The sequence below is a fragment of the Pseudoprimorskyibacter insulae genome (genome assembly GCF_900302505.1).
Lineage (GTDB): Bacteria > Pseudomonadota > Alphaproteobacteria > Rhodobacterales > Rhodobacteraceae > Pseudoprimorskyibacter > Pseudoprimorskyibacter insulae.
In genome coordinates this window covers 68,267-84,910 of the sequence record NZ_OMOJ01000008.1, presented here as the reverse complement: position 1 = coordinate 84,910, position 16,644 = coordinate 68,267, and the positions used below count along the sequence as shown (strand labels likewise).

Below are 16,644 nucleotides of genomic sequence, written 5' to 3'. Positions count from 1 at the left end.
GGGGTTTTCGTTTTAGGCTTGTTTGGCCATCCGCTTGCGTTCGTGCGGATCCAGGTAGCGCTTGCGCAGACGGATCGCGTTCGGCGTGACCTCAACCAGTTCGTCGTCGTTGATATAGGCAATGGCCTCTTCCAGCGACAGGGTGACCGGCGTGGTCAGGCGCACGGCTTCGTCGGTGCCCGATGCGCGCACGTTCGTCAGCTTTTTGCCTTTCAGCGGGTTCACTTCCAGATCGTTGTCGCGGCTATGCTCGCCAATGATCATGCCGGTGTACACGGGCGCTTGCGCACCAAGGAACATCTTGCCGCGATCTTCGAGGTTCCACAGCGCATAGGCCACGGTTTCGCCGTTCTCCATCGAGATCAGAACACCCGCGCGACGGCCGGGGATCTGGCCTTTGTACGGGGCCCAGGAATGGAACACACGGTTCAGAACGCCGGTGCCGCGCGTGTCGGTCAGGAATTCGCCGTGATAGCCGATCAGGCCGCGCGACGGCACATGGGCCACGATGCGCGTTTTGCCAGCGTTCTGGCGCATTTCCACCAGATCGCCCTTGCGGGTGCCGGTTAGCTTTTCGATCACCGCGCCCGAATATTCGTCATCCACATCGATGGTGCATTCTTCGATCGGCTCAATACGCTGACCGTTTTCGTCTTCGCGCATGATCACCTGCGGGCGCGAGATCGACAGCTCGAACCCTTCGCGGCGCATGTTTTCAATCAGAACGCCCATCTGAAGTTCGCCGCGACCGGACACTTCGAAGGCTTCGCCGCCGGGGGTGTCTTTGATCTTGATCGCAACGTTGGACTCGGCCTCTTTCATCAGGCGGTCACGGATCACGCGCGACTGAACCTTTTTGCCATCGCGACCAGCCAGCGGGCTGTCGTTGATGCCGAAGGTCACGGTGATGGTGGGCGGATCGATCGGCTGCGCTTCCAGCGGCTTATCCACGGCAAGGGCGCAGATGGTGTCGGCCACGGTGGCCTTCGACATGCCAGCCAAAGACACGATATCACCGGCAACCGCTTCGTCGATATCCTGCATTTGCAGGCCACGGAACGCTTGGATCTTGGTCACGCGGAATTGTTCGATCTTCTGGCCGTGGCGGGTCAGCGCCTGAACGGTCTGGCCAACCTTGGCGCGACCGGTTTCAACGCGGCCCGTCAGAATGCGGCCCACGAACGGGTCAGCACCCAGCGTGGTGGCCAGCATACGGAAATCTTCGTCCTGATGTTTGATCTGCTTGGGGGCAGGCACGTGATCGACGATCAGCTTGAACAGCGTATCGAGGTTCTTGCGCGGCCCGTCCAGATCGGCATCACACCAGCCGTTGCGGCCCGAGGCGTACAGATGCGGGAAATCCAGCTGATCTTCGTCAGCGTCAAGCGAGGCGAAAAGATCAAAGCATTCGTCAAGCGCACGGTCGGGTTCGGCGTCGGGCTTGTCGACCTTGTTCAGCACCACGATCGGGCGCAGGCCCAGTTTCAGCGCTTTGGAGGTCACGAATTTGGTTTGCGGCATCGGGCCTTCTGCGGCGTCCACCAGCAGAACCACACCGTCTACCATGCTCAGAATACGCTCAACCTCGCCGCCAAAGTCGGCGTGGCCGGGGGTATCAACGATGTTGATCCGGTTGTTTTTCCATTCGACCGAGGTCGGCTTGGCAAAGATGGTGATCCCGCGTTCGCGTTCCAGATCGTTGCTGTCCATGGCGCGCTCTGCCACGGCCTGGTTTTCCCGGAATGCACCGGACTGTTTCAGCAGTTCATCCACAAGCGTGGTTTTGCCGTGGTCAACGTGTGCAATGATTGCAATATTGCGCAGGTCCATGAGGGGGGCCTTTCCATAGGTTTGGCGGTCGCCTACCCGTGCCTGCGGCAAAAGACCAGAGCCGATAGTCGCACAGACGCGGAAAAATGGCCGCAGAGGCCGAATGGTGGCACGTTTACGCCGCGTTGCCGCATCAAGAGCGATCCTTTTGCGGCGCATGTCGTCCATAGCAACGGCGGCGGTGGCGACGATCTGAGGGCGGCGCCTTGCATTGTCGGTGGCTGGTCAGGACCGCGCGCTCTCAAGCTCGGCCAGATCTGGGCGCGGGTAATCGGCCAGCAGGGCCATAACCGCATCGCGGGCTTGGGCACCTTCCCACCGCTCGGGCATCAGCGCATCGGCCAAGTATCCATCGCGCAGACGCATCCGCCGCCAATGGTGAAACGCCAAGATCCGCAGCGTGGTGCGCAGGAACAGCGGCTGAACGGCGATGCCCTTTGCCTGCGTCGCCAATTGGGCAAGGGCGCGATAGGCGGCGCGGTGGTCGGTATTCGCCACCGCATCGCGCACCCAGCCCGGCGTTTGACCGGGCTGCAGGGGGCTGGTCAGCCAATCGGCCAGCGCCGCGCCGGGGGCTTCGCCGATCACCATGCAGCGCGGGCTGATCTGAAGCGCATCGTCGGGCGCGATGTCCTGAACCTCGGCGGCTTGTAGCGTGGGCGGCGCAATCGCCAGCCAGACCTGCGCCTGTGTGTGTGGCCCATAGACCAAAGGCACCACGGCCTGCGACATGTCCCAGCCGCGCGAGGTCAGCCCATAGAAGGATTGCCGCCCGTCTTTGAAACTGGTCACCCAGCCGTCACGTTTAAGCCGGTGCAGGGCGACCCGCAGCGTTTGGTTGGAAATGCCCAGCGGTTCGAGGATTTGGCCCAATGCGCCGCCCGATATCCGGGCCTGCGCGTTGGGCAGAAGGTCGCCCAAAACCGTGACAATGACGGACCACGCCTTGAGCGGTCCGCATGTTTGTGCGTCTTGAACGATGGTTTCCAGCGTAACAGCCATGGGCCGACTATAAGTGCGGGAAGGGGGCGTTCAATAGGCGTTCATCGTCAGCAGCTCGTATTCCGCGACGGTGTCATCGTCTTGGTTGGTGAGCGTCACATGCCATTTCACTTCGCCATACTCGCCCGTGCGCTGGGTCTTTTTCTTGACCGTCAGGCGCACCTTGATGGCGTCGCCCGCCTGCACCGGCTTCATGAAGCGCAGCGTATCAAGGCCGGTGTTGGCCAGCACGGGGCCTTCGTTTGGTTCCACAAACAGGCCCGCCGCGAAGGACAGCAGCAGATAGCCATGCGCCACACGGCCCGGAAAGAACGGGTTCCGCTTGGCGGCATCGTCATCCATGTGGGCATAAAAGGTGTCGCCGGTGAAATGGGCGAAGTGTTCAATATCGTCCAGCGTCACGGTGCGGGGCGCGGTGTTCAGCGTCTCGCCAATCGACAGCTCGCCGTATGTGCGGGTGAAGGGATGCGCGGGGGCGGTGATTTCCTTGGCACCCGGCACCCATTGGCCGGTGATCCCGGTCAGGATATCGGGGCTGCCCTGAATGGCGGTGCGCTGCATGTAATGCATCACGCCGCGCACGCCGCCCATTTCCTCGCCGCCGCCAGCGCGGCCGGGGCCGCCATGCACTAGATGGGGCAGGGGCGAGCCATGGCCCGTGCTGCCCTTCATCGAGTCGCGGTTGTTGAAGTAAAGTCGCCCGTGATGCGCCGCAGCCCCCATGGCCACTTCGCGCGCCACGCTGGGATCATGGGTGATGACCGAGGCCACAAGCGAGCCCCCGCCGCGATTGACCAGATCAATCGCATGGCCCAGATCGCGATAGCCCATGATCGTGCTGACGGGGCCGAAGGCCTCGGTGTCATGCACGCGCTGCGCGGCATCGGGGTAGGCGCAATGGAACAGCATCGGCGTCAGGAAGGCGCCTTTCACGGCGTCTGCGCCCTCAACGGTGAAGGCATTGGGATCGCCGAACACACGCTCGGCCTCGGTTCCAATCAGCGCGGCCTTTTCCAGCACGTCGGCGCGTTGCGCGGTCGAGACCAGCGCGCCCATGCGCGTTGCCTCGCTCCGGGGATCGCCGATCAGGGTTTTGCCCAGCCGGTCCGACAGCGCCTCGATCAGCGCGGGCACCTGCGCCTCGGGGGCGATGATGCGGCGAATGGCGGTGCATTTCTGACCTGCTTTCGCGGTCATCTCGCGGTGGACCTCTTTGACGAACAGGTCAAACTCGGGCGTGCCGGGGGCGGCGTCCGGCCCAAGGATCGAGGCGTTGAGGCTGTCTTGTTCGGCCATGAACCGCACCGAATTGCGCAGCAGATGATCGTTCGAGCGCAGCATATGCGCGGTGTCTGCGGACCCTGTAAAACTGACCACATCCTGATAGGTCAGCCGTTCCAGCATATCGCCCAGACCACCCGCCACGAATTGCAGCGCGCCGTCTGGCAGAATCCCCGATTGCAGCATCAGACGCACGCAAGCCTCGGTCAGATAGCAGGTGGCGGTGGCGGGTTTGACGATGGCGGGAACGCCCGCAAGGAAGGTCGGGGCCAGCTTTTCCAGCATCCCCCAAACGGGGAAGTTGAAGGCGTTGATATGCACGGCCACGCCTTGCAGCGGGGTGCAAATGTGCTGACCCATGAAATTGCCAGTCTTGGTAAAGCTTTCCGGCTCTCCATCCACATAGACATGGCCATCGGGCATGTCGCGGCGGCCTTTTGAGGCAAAGACGAACATCGTGCCAATGCCGCCGTCGATATCAATCATCCCGTCCGATTGCGTCGCGCCGGTGTTGAAGCTGAGATCATAGAGCGCTTGCTTGTGTTCCCCGATGTATTGCGCCAGCGCCTTCAGCATCTTGGCGCGCTGGTGGAAGGTCATGGCACGCAAGGCAGGGCCGCCAACCGTGCGGGCGTGGTGCAGCATCGCCTCGACGTCTAGCGCATTGTTTCCCGCGCTTGCGATCACCTCGCCAGTGATGGCCGATTTGATCGAACGCGCGCCTGCGCCGGGGGCAATCCACTGGCCTGCGGCATAGCTGGCGATCTGCTGAATGGTCATGTCCGTCCTCCCACGGGAATCGAAATTCCGGCCCCTTGGCCGATGCGTTAATTATTTATTGACCAACCGGTCGGTTTACGCAACAGTCTTGTCGGAAGGAACAGGGAGGGCATCGTCGATGAGCGATACGATTCTGGTGCAACAGCACGCAGGCTGGGTCGAGATTACACTCAATCGGCCGGATCGGCTCAACAGTTTTAACGACGAAATGCATCTGGCCTTGCGTGCCGCCCTTGAGGCCGCGCGGGACGATGGTGCGCGTTGCGTTTTGCTGACAGGTACGGGCCGCGGCTTCTGTGCGGGGCAGGATCTGGGCGATCGCGATCCGGCCAAGATGACGGGCAAGCCCGACCTCAGCCAGACCCTCAAGAAATTCTACATCCCGCTGGTCACGCTGATCCGCTCGCTCGAACTGCCGGTGATCTGCGCGGTGAATGGCGTGGCGGCAGGCGCGGGGGCCAATGTGGCCTTGGCCTGCGATATCGTTTTGGCCGCCGACAGCGCCAAGTTCATTCAAAGCTTTGCCAATGTCGGGCTGGTGCCTGATGCGGGCGGTACGTGGTCTTTGACCCGTCTGCTTGGCCCGGCCCGCGCCAAGGGGCTTGCCCTGACCGCGACGCCAATCAAGGCCAAACAGGCCGAGGATTGGGGCCTGATCTGGCAGGCGCTGCCCGATGACGAATTGATGCCCGCCGCCCGCGCCATGGCCGAGAAATTTGCAAATGGCCCGACCGTTGGCCTTGGCCTGACCAAGCAGGCGATCAACGCCGCCACCACCCAAAGCTTTGACGAGCAGATCGAGATGGAAGCTCGCTTCCAGAAGATCTGCGGCGAAAGCCCCGACTACGCCGAGGGCGTCAGCGCCTTTTTGCAAAAGCGCAAACCCAACTTCACCGGAGAGCGGGAATGACCCCCAAGGAACGCGCCCAGAAATCCGCCGAGGCGCTGTGGCGCGATGACGGCGCCAGCCAGAGCTTTGGTATGCAGATCGCCGAGGTCGACGAAGGCCGCGCAACGATGACCATGGAGGTGCTGCCACGCCACGCCAACGGCCACGGCATTTGCCACGGCGGGATCATTTTTACGCTCGCCGATAGCGCCTTTGCCTTTGCCTGCAACAGCCGCAATCAGAACACCGTCGCCCAGCACAACGTGATTTCCTACATCGCACCGGGCCGCATTGGCGACGTGCTGACCGCCGATGCGCGCGAGGTTTCGACCACCGGGCGCAGCGGTATCTACGACGTGACCGTGAAAAACCAAGATGGCACCTTGATCGCTGAATTCCGGGGCTTTTGCCGCGCGATCAAAGGCCAGTTGTTCGAAGAATAAGAGAGTCCCCCGATGAAAGACCTCACCCCCAACCGCGCCGACCTTGACCCGATCGAGATCGCCTCGATTGACGAAATCCGCTCGCTTCAGCTTGAGCGTTTGAAATGGTCGTTGCGCCACGCCTATGACAACGTGCCGATGTACAAGCAGCGCTTTGATGAGGCGGGCGTGCATCCCGACGATTTGCAACAGCTTTCGGACCTGTCGAAGTTTCCCTTCACTTACAAAAATGACCTGCGCGACAATTACCCCTTTGGCCTGTTTGCTGTGCCGCGCGATCAGATCGTGCGCGTGCATGCCTCATCCGGCACCACGGGCCAGCCGACGGTTGTGGGCTATACCAAGGGCGATATCGACCGCTGGGCCGATCTGGTGGCGCGCTCCATGCGGGCCAGCGGCACGCGCCCCGGTGACATCGTGCATATCGCCTATGGCTATGGGCTGTTCACCGGCGGGCTTGGCGCGCATTACGGGGCCGAACGGCTGGGCGCGACGGTTGTGCCGGTCTCGGGCGGTCAGACAGAGCGTCAGGTGAAACTGATCACCGATTTCAAACCGTCCACGATCATGGTGACGCCGTCCTACATGCTCAATATCCTTGAGCAGTTTCACAAGATGGGCCTCGATCCGCGCGAAAGCTCGCTCAACGTTGGCATCTTCGGGGCCGAGCCGTGGACCGATGCGATGCGCAAAGAGGTGGAAGCCGCCTTTGATATGCATGCCGTTGATATCTACGGCCTGTCCGAGATCATGGGGCCGGGCGTGGCGAACGAATGCGTCGAAACCAAGGATGGCCCGGTCATCTGGGAAGACCACTTCTTCCCCGAGATCATTGATCCGGTCACGGGCGAGGTCCTGCCCGATGGCGAGGAAGGCGAGCTGGTCTTTACCACCCTCACCAAAGAGGGCCTGCCGATGATCCGCTACCGCACCCGCGATCTGACGCGCCTTCTGCCCGGAACGGCCCGGTCGATGCGCCGGATGGCCAAGATCACCGGCCGCAGCGATGACATGATGATCCTGCGCGGCGTCAACGTCTTCCCGACCCAGATCGAGGAACAGCTATTGGCGACGGGCGGTCTGTCGCCGCATTTCCAGATCGAGCTTTATACCTCGGGCCGTCTGGATGCGATGCGCGTCTATGTCGAAGCTTTGCCAACGATGGCCGATGAGGCCAGCAAAACCGCCGCCGCGCGGATGCTGACCAAGCGGATCAAGGACGTTGTTGGCGTTAGCACTGAAATTGTCGTAGGAGATCCGGGCGCTGTGGCCCGGTCCGAAGGCAAGGCCGTGCGCGTCAAAGACAACCGCAGCAAGGAATAAGCCCTTGGCCCGTACCATCGCCAGCGACCACGATCAAAAACGCGAACAGATCCTGAAATCTGCGGCCAAGATCTTTTCAATCGAAGGCTTTGATCGGGCGTCCATGACGATGTTGGCCAAGGAATGCGGGATTTCGAAGGCCAACATCTACCACTATTACACCAGCAAGGATGCGATCCTGTTCGACATCCTTGAAACCTATCTGCGGATGCTGCGCGACCGGGTGTGTGAGTTGGATCTGACGGGGGCCGATCCGGCGGAACGGCTGCGCCGGGTGATCCATGAAATCCTGCAAGCCTATCGCGGGGCCGATCACGAACACCGCGTTCAGATCAATGGCGTCAGCAAACTGCCCCCCGATCAGCAACGCATCCTGCGCACCTATCAGCGCGATATGGTGGTGTTCGTCTCGGACATCATCCGCGACACCGCGCCAGATGTTCTGGGCAAGGATGGCGAAAAACTACGCTCCGTCACAATGTCGGTTTTTGGCATGCTGAACTGGTACTACATGTGGAACACCGGCGCGGGCCCAGAGGCGCGCGAAGACTACGCGCGGCTTGTGTCTGATATGACCCTGAAGGGCGTCCAAGGGGTGTAGGGGCGTCTTCCCTATACGACTCTCACGATAAACTTGGTGGATTGACGGTTTTCACCAGTTACCGAATTCGGCGACGGTGAAAAACTGCGTCAGATGGTGCCTAGCGCGGGTTTCAATAAGGGGGAAATTTCAGTTTTCTGCATCTTATTTGACGAAACGTCGAAATTGCGGATCGTCTTTGGATTGTGTGCAATAAAACGATTCAGCCAAAGCTTATGACATTTTTACGTTCATAGAGTGTTAATATTATCAGTCGCTTGCGCGTTCAACTTGCCGCAATTGATCGTATCGACACGACATTTCATGTGGCGTGAATGGTCTAAACCCTTGATGCGTTAAGCGATTCTGTAACGGAAAAAGGCAGGAATACCCAACCTCGGTTTGGGCTCGGTTTTGTTGACTTGATCCGCCACTGAAGTGGTCCCAGAAAACTGGACAGTCAGCTAAGGTGTATCCCAAACCTTTGAAGGGATACGAGAATGGCAAAGCGCCGGAACTTTACAGATCAGTTTAAGGCCAAGGTGGCGTTGGAAGCGCTGCGTGGCGATAAGACCGTGCAAGAGATTGCCGCGAAGCATCAATTGCACCCAAACCAAGTCAGCACATGGAAGCGGCAAGCCATCGATGGGATGGCGGATGTGTTTTCGGGCGGCAAGCAGAACGGCCCAACAGAAGCGGAGGTAAAAGAGCTGCACGCCAAGATCGGGAGGCTGGCGGTCGAGAATGATTTTTTGTCGGAAGGGCTCGAAAGGTGAGCCCAGCAAAGAAGCGTTCGATGATACAGCGGGATCACCCAGATCTGAGTATCAGTCAGCAATGCAAACTGACCTGCCCCCCGAAACTTCCCTCGTTCTGATGTAGAGTTTGCTCAACCTTTTGAAGGAGCAAACGAATGCGAAAGAGGTGTTTCACCGAGGCGCAGATCATCGGGGTGATTGAGGTGCCCCTAGTTTCCTAGACACCTGCCTGTTTCAGTTTCTGCTGTCTAATCTCGAAGTCAACGGGCGACAGCATGCCGTTGTTGGTGTGCTTGCGTTTGGGGTTGTAGAACATCTCGATGTATTCGAACACGCCCCGCCGCGCGTCATCGCGTGTTAGATAGGTTTTCCGCCTGATCCGCTCTCGCTTTAGCAGCTGGAAGAAACTTTCGGCCACTGCTCTGTCATGGCAATTGCCGCGCCGGCTCATACTGGCTTCCAGATTGTGTTGATGAAGGAAGGTCTGCACTCTCGGCTGGTAAACTGCGAGCCCTGATCCGAATGGAGTTTGACCTTGTCTGAAGGCTTTCGACGCCAGATCGCCATGAGCAGGGCTTGTAAGACGAGATCCGTTGTCATCCTAGATTGGGCCGACCAGCCGATCACGCGGCGTGAGAACAGGTCGATGACGACGCAGAGATACAACCAGCCCTCGTGAGTTCGGATGTAGGTGATGTCGGTCACCCAGGTCTGGTCCGGGGCTGACGCCTCGAAACATTGCTCAAGCTTGTTCTCCGCCACGACAGCGAGCTTGCCGCCATAGCGCCCGGGACGACGTCGGTAACCTATGTGGACGGCCACACCGGCTAGGGAAGCCAGCCGCGCCGCCCGGTTCTCCGAGATACGTTCTCCTTGGTCGCGAAGGTCATCGCACAGTTTGCGGTAGCCATAGACCTTACCGCTCTCTTGCCAAGCCTGCCGGAGCAGCTCCGTCTGGCGGACATCTTCCTGGGCCCGAAGGCTCAGCGGCTCTCGAAGCCAGGCATAGAATCCGCTGAAATGGACCCGCAGCACCCGGCACATGGCCCGGATACTGAACTCCGCGCGATGCGCCCGGATGAAGGCGTACTTCATTGGGACTCGCGAGCGAAGTACGCCGTTGCCTTTTTTAGGATGTTGCGCTCTTCAGTGACCCGCGCCAATTCCCGCTTCAACCGTCGGATCTCAGCCGCCTGTTCATCCTCACGTTCGCGCGCGTTGCCCGGCTTCGCGAACTGGGCCTTCCACGTGTAGATCGACTTGTTGCTCACCCCAAGCCGCTCAGCCACCTCAGCTACTGAATAGCCTCGGTCGACAACTTGGCTGACTGCATCCTTCTTGAACTCGTCGCTGAACCGATTTTGCGCTGACATTTGTCTCTCTCCTTGGTTCCAAAATTACCAAGCAAAGCGTCTACAAATCTACGGGCACCTCAGTTCGGCTATCGCCGGATCGGGGTGATGCTGGAGCGCAAGGGAATGATCATGAACCACAAGAAGCTCTATCGGCTGTACACCGAGGAGAAGCTGGGCGTCCGGCGGCGGCGTGGCCGGAAACGGGCGCGCGGCTCGCGGACGCCGATGCCGAAGGCGCTGAGACTTGGCAAGCGCTGGTCGCTGGACTTCCTGTCCGACACGTTCGGCGCGTCCCGTCGGTTCCGCATCCTGGCGGTGAACGATGATTGCTGCCGCGAGAACCTGTGCCTGGTGGCTGACACGAGCATCTCGGGCGCACGGGTGGCGCGGGAACTGGATGCCCTGGTGCGCATCTATGGTAGGCCGGCCAGCATTGTCAGTGACAACGGGACGGAGTTCACAAGTCGCGCGATCCTGAAATGGGCGAACGACAATGGCGTGGACTGGCATTACATCGATCCGGGCAAGCCGCAGCAGAACGCCTTCATCGAGTCATTCAACGGCAGCCTCCGCGACGAGCTCTTGAACGAGGAGATGTTTGACAGCCTGGACGATGCACGCCGAAAGCTGGCGCTCTGGCGATACGACGACAACAATGTCAGATCGCACTCGTCGCTTGGCAACAAAACGCCCGCAGAAGCGCGCCGGACGCTTGAGCAATTTGAGGGCTCCGCGCCCGGCGCGCTTGCCCAAACCGAAACCCAAGATTATGAAAACCAGACCCGCAGACTCTCGTTATGAATGAGGGACCATCGGGGGGCAGGTCAAAACTGGTGCAGCTGTCGCGGTCGGCGTTCTACTACATCCCGGTCGGGATCGACACGGACACGCTGGCGATGATGAAAGAGATTGATCGGGTCTTCACCCAGTATCCGTTCTTCGGCAGCCGTCAGATCGCCGCTTATCTACGAAGAGGCGGCAAGGTTGTCGGGCGTCATCGCGTCAGGCGATTGATGGCCAAGATGGGCCTGGCGGCGATCTACAAGCGCCCTCGGACCAGCCAGCCGCATCCTCAGCATCCAGTCTTCCCGTATCTGCTGCGGAAGATGCAGATCGACCGACCCAATCAGGCCTGGTGCGCCGACATCACCTTTGTGCAGGTGCGCAACGGGTTCCTGTATCTGGTCGCCATCATGGATTGGGCCACACGCAAGGTGCTGAGTTGGCGGCTGTCAAACACAATGCACGCGGACTTCTGTGTTGAAGCTTTGAACGAGACTATCGCCAAACACGGCCCGCCCGAGATCATGAACACGGATCAGGGCAGCCAGTTCACCGGGGCGGCCTGGATCACCACGCTGACTCACGCGGGCGTGCGCATCTCGATGGACGGTCGAGGTAGATACCTCGACAACATCTTCATCGAACGTCTGTGGCGGTCGTTGAAGCAGGAGGCGATCTATCTCGAAGAGATCGCCGACGGCTTTCAGGCTCGACGCGTCATCAAGGACTGGATGGCATTCTACAACACCGAGCGGCCTCATTCCGCACTTGATCGGCAGACGCCCGACGACGCATATTGGGCGGGCTTGGAAGAGCGGAAAGCAGCATGAAACCTAAATCCGATAAACCTTAGAAACGCTGCGAACCTGTCCGAAAAGATGGCACCACTTCACTTCCGCCGGTCGGGCGATCAGTTGATCGTCGAAGAGGATGGCGGCACCGGGAAACTGATCATCGATGATCACTTCTCGGGTGTGGCCACCAACCGGATCGAGGTGTTCCGAACCACCGATGGCGACCGCTTCCTCAAGACGACCAATACCTGCACAGCCACCGATGATATCATCGTCGGTGCCAGCGGGTCGGAAACGCTTGAAGGCAACGATGGGTCCGACGTGATCGCAGGCGGCGGCAGCAAGGATGTGCTCTATGGTGGCGCGGATGCAGACTACTTTGTCTACGCAAGCGCGACCGACAGTACCACAACCTCGACCGCCCGTGACACGATCATGGACTTCAGCCAAGCCGATGGGGACATCATCAACCTGAAGGGAGTGGACGCGAATGCCAATCTGGCGGGCGACAATGCCTTCGTCTTCCTTGGCGCGGGTGCGACCACGGGCGGCGGTACGCTGGCCTATTCGTTCATCGGCGGCAACACGCTGCTGGTCGGTGACGTCGACGGTGGCGGCGATGACTTCGCGATTTTGCTGGCAGGCAACATCGCCCTGACCTCGAGCGATTTCATCCTGTAATCAGACCTTTAGAATACCAAAGGCCCCCGACCTTCGCAGGTTGGGGGCCTTTTTCGTTTCAGATCTGCGGCTTACTGATCGTAATCCACAACAACCTTGTCGGTCAGCGGATAGGCTTGACAGCTTAGGACATAGCCCTTGGCCACTTCGTCATCTTCAATCGCCTGGTTGGCGAGCATTTCAACCTCACCCTCAATCACGCGGCAGCGGCAGGTCGAACACACGCCCGCCTTGCACGAATAGGGCGCGTCAAGTTGGTTGGCGTGGGCGGCCTCAAGGATCGAGGTGTCTTTGGTCATGGTGATTGTGCGGGTCGAGCCATCAAGCGTGATGGTCGCCGTGGTGCTGTGGTGTGCGGCGTCTTCGGCAAGGCTTCGCGCCTTTTGCTTGGCGCGGCCTTGCTGGCCACTGGCGAACAGCTCGTACTTGATCTGCTCATCCTTGAGGCCCGCGCTGCGCAGCGCGGCGGCAATGCCCAGCATCATCGGTTCCGGCCCGCAGATAAAGGCGGTGCTGACTTCGCCGATATCAATCCAGCCCGAGTTGAACAGTTGCGCGCATTTTTCTTCGGTAACAAGGCCGGTGAACAGGTCGATTTCCTGCGCGTCGGATTCAAGGATATGGATCACCGTAAAGCGGCCCATATAGGTGTTTTTCAGGTCTTCCAGCTCTTCGCGGAACATGATCGTGTTCACGGCGCGGTTGGCATAGACCAGCGTGAAATCCGAGTTCGGCTCGCGGGCGAGGGTGGTCTTGATGATCGACAGAACCGGCGTGATGCCCGACCCGCCTGCAAAACCAAGATAGGATTTGCGCGCTTCAGGCTCGATCGCGGTAAAGAAGCGGCCCATGGGGGGCATCGCCTCGACCACGTCACCGATCTTGAGCTCTTCATTGGCCCAGGTTGAAAAGGCGCCGCCGTCCACACGCTTGATGCCGACTTGCAGGATGCCATCGTCCTTGCCCGCGCAGATCGAGTAGGAGCGGCGCAGTTCCTCGCCGTCGAAATCGCGGCGGAAGGTCAGGTATTGGCCTTGGGTGAAATCAAACTCCGAAGCCGCGCCATTGACGGGCTTCAGGGTGACGACCACGGCGTCGCGGATGGTTTTGCGGATGCCGGTCACTTCGAGTGGGTGAAAGCGCGCCATAGGTCCTCCCTCAGATGCACTTGAAATAGTCAAACGGTTCCAGACAGTCGGTGCAGCGCCACTGTGCCTTGCACGGGGTCGAGCCGAACTGGCTGAGTTTTTCCACATGGGTCGATTGGCAGCGCGGGCAGCGCGCAGGGCCGCCAGCGGGCTGGGGCGGTGCGATGCCGTATTCCTCCAGCTTGGCGCGGCCCTTGTCCGATAGCCAATCGGTCGTCCATGCGGGCGAGAGTTGCTGGCGCAGTTCGATCTGACTCAGGCCGTGGCCCCGCAGCGCGGTGTCGATATCGAGGTTGATGATCCGCGTTGCCGGACAGCCCGAATAGGTAGGCGTGACGGTGACAACGCAGGTCTCGCCCTCATAGGCGACATCGCGGATGATCCCCAGATCGACAAGGCTGATGACCGGAATTTCCGGATCGGGCACCGTGTCGAGCCAAGCCCAGATTTGCGCGACCTCGGGGCGCATGGTTACCACGTGGCGCCCGGATAGGCGCGTTGCAGCCACTGCATCGTGCACAGGATATGGCCCAGATGTTCCGTATGCATCCGCCCCGTGCGCCCGCCGGTGTGATGAAACGGATCCTCGGGGATGGTCAGCGTCGCCTCGGCCATCACGCGCTGAACCAGCGCATCATATTCGGCGCGCAAGCTTTTGGGATCAGGCGCAATTCCGGATTCGCACAGGGCCAGATCCACGGCGTCACTGTCGAACATCTCGCCGACATAGGGCCACAGATAGTCCAGCGCGGCCTGCATGCGGGCGTGGCTTTCTTCGGTGCCGTCACCAAGGCCAACCACCGTATCGGCCGAGCGTTCGACGTGATAGGCGGCCTCTTTGGCGGCCTTCTCGGCGATCTCGGCGACGCGGCGATCCTTAGAGTTTTGCAGATAGCCCAGCACGGTCACGTTGAAGGCATCAAACAGGAACTGGCGCATCAGCGTGCGGCCAAAATCGCCGTTCGGCAATTCGCACAGCAGCACATTTCGGAAGTCCCACGCATCGCGCAGGAAGGCCAGATCATCGGCGGTTTTGCCCTCGCCCTGAACCTCGGCGGCATAGCCAAGCCACATCTGGGTTTGGCCCAGCAGGTCAAGCGCGGTGTTGGCCAGCGCGATGTCTTCTTCCAGAACGGGGGCATGGCCGCACCATTCCGAAACGCGGTGCCCGAGGATCAGGGTGTTGTCGCCCATCCGGCACAGGAATTCGAACAGAGCCTCACTCATCACATATGCCCGATTTCGTCAGGGATATCGAAGAAGGTCGGGTGACGGTACACCTTGCTTTGCGACGGCTCAAAGATCGGGCCTTTGTCGCTGGGTGCGGTGGCGGTGATATTGGCCGCCTCGACCACCCAGATGCTGACGCCTTCATTGCGGCGGGTATAGACATCGCGGGCGTTCTTGATCGCCATTTCCGCGTCGGGCGCGTGAAGGCTGCCCACATGGCGATGGCTCAGGCCGTGCTGGCCGCGGATGAAGATTTCCCACAGGGGCCATTCTTTGGACATGGCGTTATCCCTTTCCTTGGTTCGGGCCCAGACCGGGGCCGGGCGTCGGATCAAGCGACTGGCCGAAGGCAATCAGGTGCCCGTCGGGGTCGCGGATATCAAAGTCGATGCAGCCGTAATGCTGCGGGCGGTTCATCTCGGTCGGAGAAAGCCCGGCCTCGGTAAATTCCTGTCGCAAGGCCTCGGCATCATCGACATAGATGTAAGCGGCCCAATGGGTGTTCACGCGAAGCGGTTCGCGCAGCAACTGAAGGCCAAGCGTGACCTCTCCGCGCTGGACGATGGCGAAGAACACATCCTCGTCTTCGGCCCATTGCCCGCCGCAATAAAACCCGGCACGTTCATAGAAGGCCGCCGATGCCCGCACGTCCGAGACTTGCAGCACCGGCATAGCACGCCGGGTGCCCATTATTCCGCAGCCACTTTGGCGGCGCGCTTTTTCTCGGCGTGGGCCATCAACCCATCGCGGACCCATGCGCCATCGTCCCATGCCTTTTGGCGGGCGGTCAGGCGGTCTACGTTGCAGGGGCCGTTGCCCTTAAGGACTTGGAAGAACTCAGACCAATCGGGCTCGGCAAAGTCATAGCCGCCCTTTTCCTCGTTCCAGGCCAGAGTTTCGTCGGGGATCGTCAGGCCAAGGTATTCGGCCTGTGGCACCGTCTGATCGACGAATTTCTGGCGCAGCTCGTCGTTTGAGTTGATCTTGATCTTCCACGCCAAAGACTGGGCCGAGTGCACGGATTCCGCGTCCGACGGGCCGAACATCATCAGAGACGGATACCAGAAGCGGTTGAGCGCATCCTGCGCCATGCGCTTTTGCGCGGGCGTGCCTTGGGCCATCTTCATCATGATGTCGTAGCCCTGACGCTGGTGAAAGCTTTCTTCCTTGCAGATGCGGATCATCGCGCGGGAATAGGGGCCGTAGGAGGTGCGTTGCAGCGGCACCTGGTTCATGATCGCCGCGCCATCCACCAGCCAGCCAACCGCGCCAATATCGGCCCAGTTCAGGGTGGGGTAGTTGAAGATTGACGAATATTTCATGCGACCCGACAGCAGCTGTTCGGTCAGGTCATCGCGGCTGACGCCCAGCGTCTCGGCGGCGCAATAGAGATACAGACCATGGCCCGCCTCGTCCTGCACCTTGGCCAGCAGGATCATCTTGCGTTCCAGCGTGGGGGCGCGGGTGATCCAGTTGCCTTCGGGCAGTTGACCGACGATTTCAGAGTGGGCGTGCTGGCCGATCTGGCGGATCAGCGTTTTGCGATAGCCTTCGGGCATCCAGTCGCGCGGCTCGATCTTGATGTCGGCATCAACCTTATCCTGAAAGGCGGCCTCCTCGGGGCTCATCTCCTCTCGGGATTTCAGGTTGCCGGTGGATTTCACCATTTGCGCATACATAGACGATCCTCCCTTATGGCGGTCAGTATCACCGACCGCATGGTCGGGATAAGCGAAACGACGATTCGTTGCAATCTAAATGTTACCG

General features: G+C 60.3%; 15 protein-coding genes and 3 pseudogenes. 8 read left to right on the top strand and 10 right to left on the bottom strand.

The genetic code is table 11. From position 1 onward, the window contains the following. Positions 1 to 12: 12 nt before the first annotated feature. The 3 genes from typA to paaZ all read right to left on the bottom strand — a co-directional run bounded on the left by typA (position 13) and on the right by paaZ (position 4,893). Positions 13 to 1,830, bottom strand: a complete 1,818-nt coding sequence (typA, locus tag PRI8871_RS15625; protein WP_108887180.1) for a translational GTPase TypA — start codon at positions 1,828 to 1,830, stop codon at positions 13 to 15. Between the two features lie 225 nt (positions 1,831 to 2,055). Continuing rightward, positions 2,056 to 2,832, bottom strand: coding sequence for a PaaX family transcriptional regulator C-terminal domain-containing protein (locus PRI8871_RS15620; RefSeq protein ID WP_108887179.1), 777 nt, complete (start codon positions 2,830 to 2,832; stop codon positions 2,056 to 2,058). A 30-nt stretch (positions 2,833 to 2,862) separates the two neighbouring features. Then, positions 2,863 to 4,893, bottom strand: coding sequence for a phenylacetic acid degradation bifunctional protein PaaZ (gene paaZ, locus PRI8871_RS15615; protein ID WP_108887178.1), 2,031 nt, complete (start codon positions 4,891 to 4,893; stop codon positions 2,863 to 2,865). 118 nt (positions 4,894 to 5,011) lie between these two features. On the opposite strand from paaZ, the gene paaG reads away from it, so the two are divergent. The 5 genes from paaG to PRI8871_RS15590 all read left to right on the top strand — a co-directional run bounded on the left by paaG (position 5,012) and on the right by PRI8871_RS15590 (position 8,904). Then, positions 5,012 to 5,803: a 2-(1,2-epoxy-1,2-dihydrophenyl)acetyl-CoA isomerase PaaG gene (gene paaG / locus PRI8871_RS15610; protein WP_108887177.1), complete on the top strand. Its 792-nt coding sequence runs from the start codon at positions 5,012 to 5,014 to the stop codon at positions 5,801 to 5,803. Then, complete coding sequence (gene paaI, locus PRI8871_RS15605) at positions 5,800 to 6,225, top strand: hydroxyphenylacetyl-CoA thioesterase PaaI (protein WP_108887176.1); 426 nt, start codon at positions 5,800 to 5,802, stop codon at positions 6,223 to 6,225. The genes paaG and paaI overlap by 4 nt, the downstream gene beginning before the upstream one ends. A 12-nt stretch (positions 6,226 to 6,237) precedes the next feature. Beyond that, positions 6,238 to 7,548, top strand: coding sequence for a phenylacetate--CoA ligase PaaK (gene paaK, locus PRI8871_RS15600; protein ID WP_108887175.1), 1,311 nt, complete (start codon positions 6,238 to 6,240; stop codon positions 7,546 to 7,548). Between the two features lie 4 nt (positions 7,549 to 7,552). After that, entirely contained in the window at positions 7,553 to 8,149 is a 597-nt protein-coding gene (locus tag PRI8871_RS15595) for a TetR/AcrR family transcriptional regulator (protein WP_108887174.1), read from the top strand. A 479-nt stretch (positions 8,150 to 8,628) separates the two neighbouring features. Beyond that, positions 8,629 to 8,904: a transposase gene (locus tag PRI8871_RS15590; protein WP_108887173.1), complete on the top strand. Its 276-nt coding sequence runs from the start codon at positions 8,629 to 8,631 to the stop codon at positions 8,902 to 8,904. 199 nt (positions 8,905 to 9,103) lie between these two features. Here PRI8871_RS15590 and PRI8871_RS15585 read toward each other — a convergent pair. Then, a pseudogene (locus PRI8871_RS15585) lies at positions 9,104 to 10,259 on the bottom strand (IS3 family transposase). A 60-nt stretch (positions 10,260 to 10,319) separates the two neighbouring features. Between PRI8871_RS15585 and PRI8871_RS15580 the strand changes: the two are divergent. The 3 genes and pseudogenes from PRI8871_RS15580 to PRI8871_RS15570 form a co-directional block, all read left to right on the top strand. Further along, a pseudogene (locus tag PRI8871_RS15580) lies at positions 10,320 to 11,042 on the top strand (IS3 family transposase); the annotation flags it as partial. Between the two features lie 26 nt (positions 11,043 to 11,068). Then, positions 11,069 to 11,821 (top strand): annotated as a pseudogene (locus PRI8871_RS15575) (IS3 family transposase); the annotation flags it as partial. A gap of 81 nt (positions 11,822 to 11,902) precedes the next feature. Continuing rightward, entirely contained in the window at positions 11,903 to 12,499 is a 597-nt protein-coding gene (locus tag PRI8871_RS15570) for a M10 family metallopeptidase C-terminal domain-containing protein (protein WP_108887171.1), read from the top strand. Between the two features lie 71 nt (positions 12,500 to 12,570). On the opposite strand, the gene PRI8871_RS15565 is transcribed toward PRI8871_RS15570, so the two are convergent. From PRI8871_RS15565 to paaA, 6 genes are read right to left on the bottom strand one after another with little or no spacing between them, the layout of a single operon-like run. Next, complete coding sequence (locus tag PRI8871_RS15565; protein WP_108887170.1) at positions 12,571 to 13,647, bottom strand: 2Fe-2S iron-sulfur cluster-binding protein; 1,077 nt, start codon at positions 13,645 to 13,647, stop codon at positions 12,571 to 12,573. Between the two features lie 10 nt (positions 13,648 to 13,657). Beyond that, complete coding sequence (paaD, locus tag PRI8871_RS15560) at positions 13,658 to 14,116, bottom strand: 1,2-phenylacetyl-CoA epoxidase subunit PaaD (RefSeq protein ID WP_108887169.1); 459 nt, start codon at positions 14,114 to 14,116, stop codon at positions 13,658 to 13,660. Between the two features lie 2 nt (positions 14,117 to 14,118). Continuing rightward, positions 14,119 to 14,874, bottom strand: a complete 756-nt coding sequence (paaC, locus tag PRI8871_RS15555) for a 1,2-phenylacetyl-CoA epoxidase subunit PaaC (RefSeq protein WP_108887168.1) — start codon at positions 14,872 to 14,874, stop codon at positions 14,119 to 14,121. Beyond that, positions 14,874 to 15,158, bottom strand: a complete 285-nt coding sequence (gene paaB, locus PRI8871_RS15550; protein ID WP_108887167.1) for a 1,2-phenylacetyl-CoA epoxidase subunit PaaB — start codon at positions 15,156 to 15,158, stop codon at positions 14,874 to 14,876. The genes paaC and paaB overlap by 1 nt, the downstream gene beginning before the upstream one ends. A gap of 4 nt (positions 15,159 to 15,162) precedes the next feature. Next, positions 15,163 to 15,567 (bottom strand): VOC family protein, encoded by a 405-nt coding sequence (locus tag PRI8871_RS15545; protein ID WP_108887166.1) that lies wholly within the window; start codon positions 15,565 to 15,567, stop codon positions 15,163 to 15,165. Next, entirely contained in the window at positions 15,567 to 16,556 is a 990-nt protein-coding gene (gene paaA, locus PRI8871_RS15540; protein WP_108887165.1) for a 1,2-phenylacetyl-CoA epoxidase subunit PaaA, read from the bottom strand. Before paaA ends, PRI8871_RS15545 begins: the two co-directional genes overlap by 1 nt. Between the last annotated feature and the right edge of the window lie 88 nt (positions 16,557 to 16,644).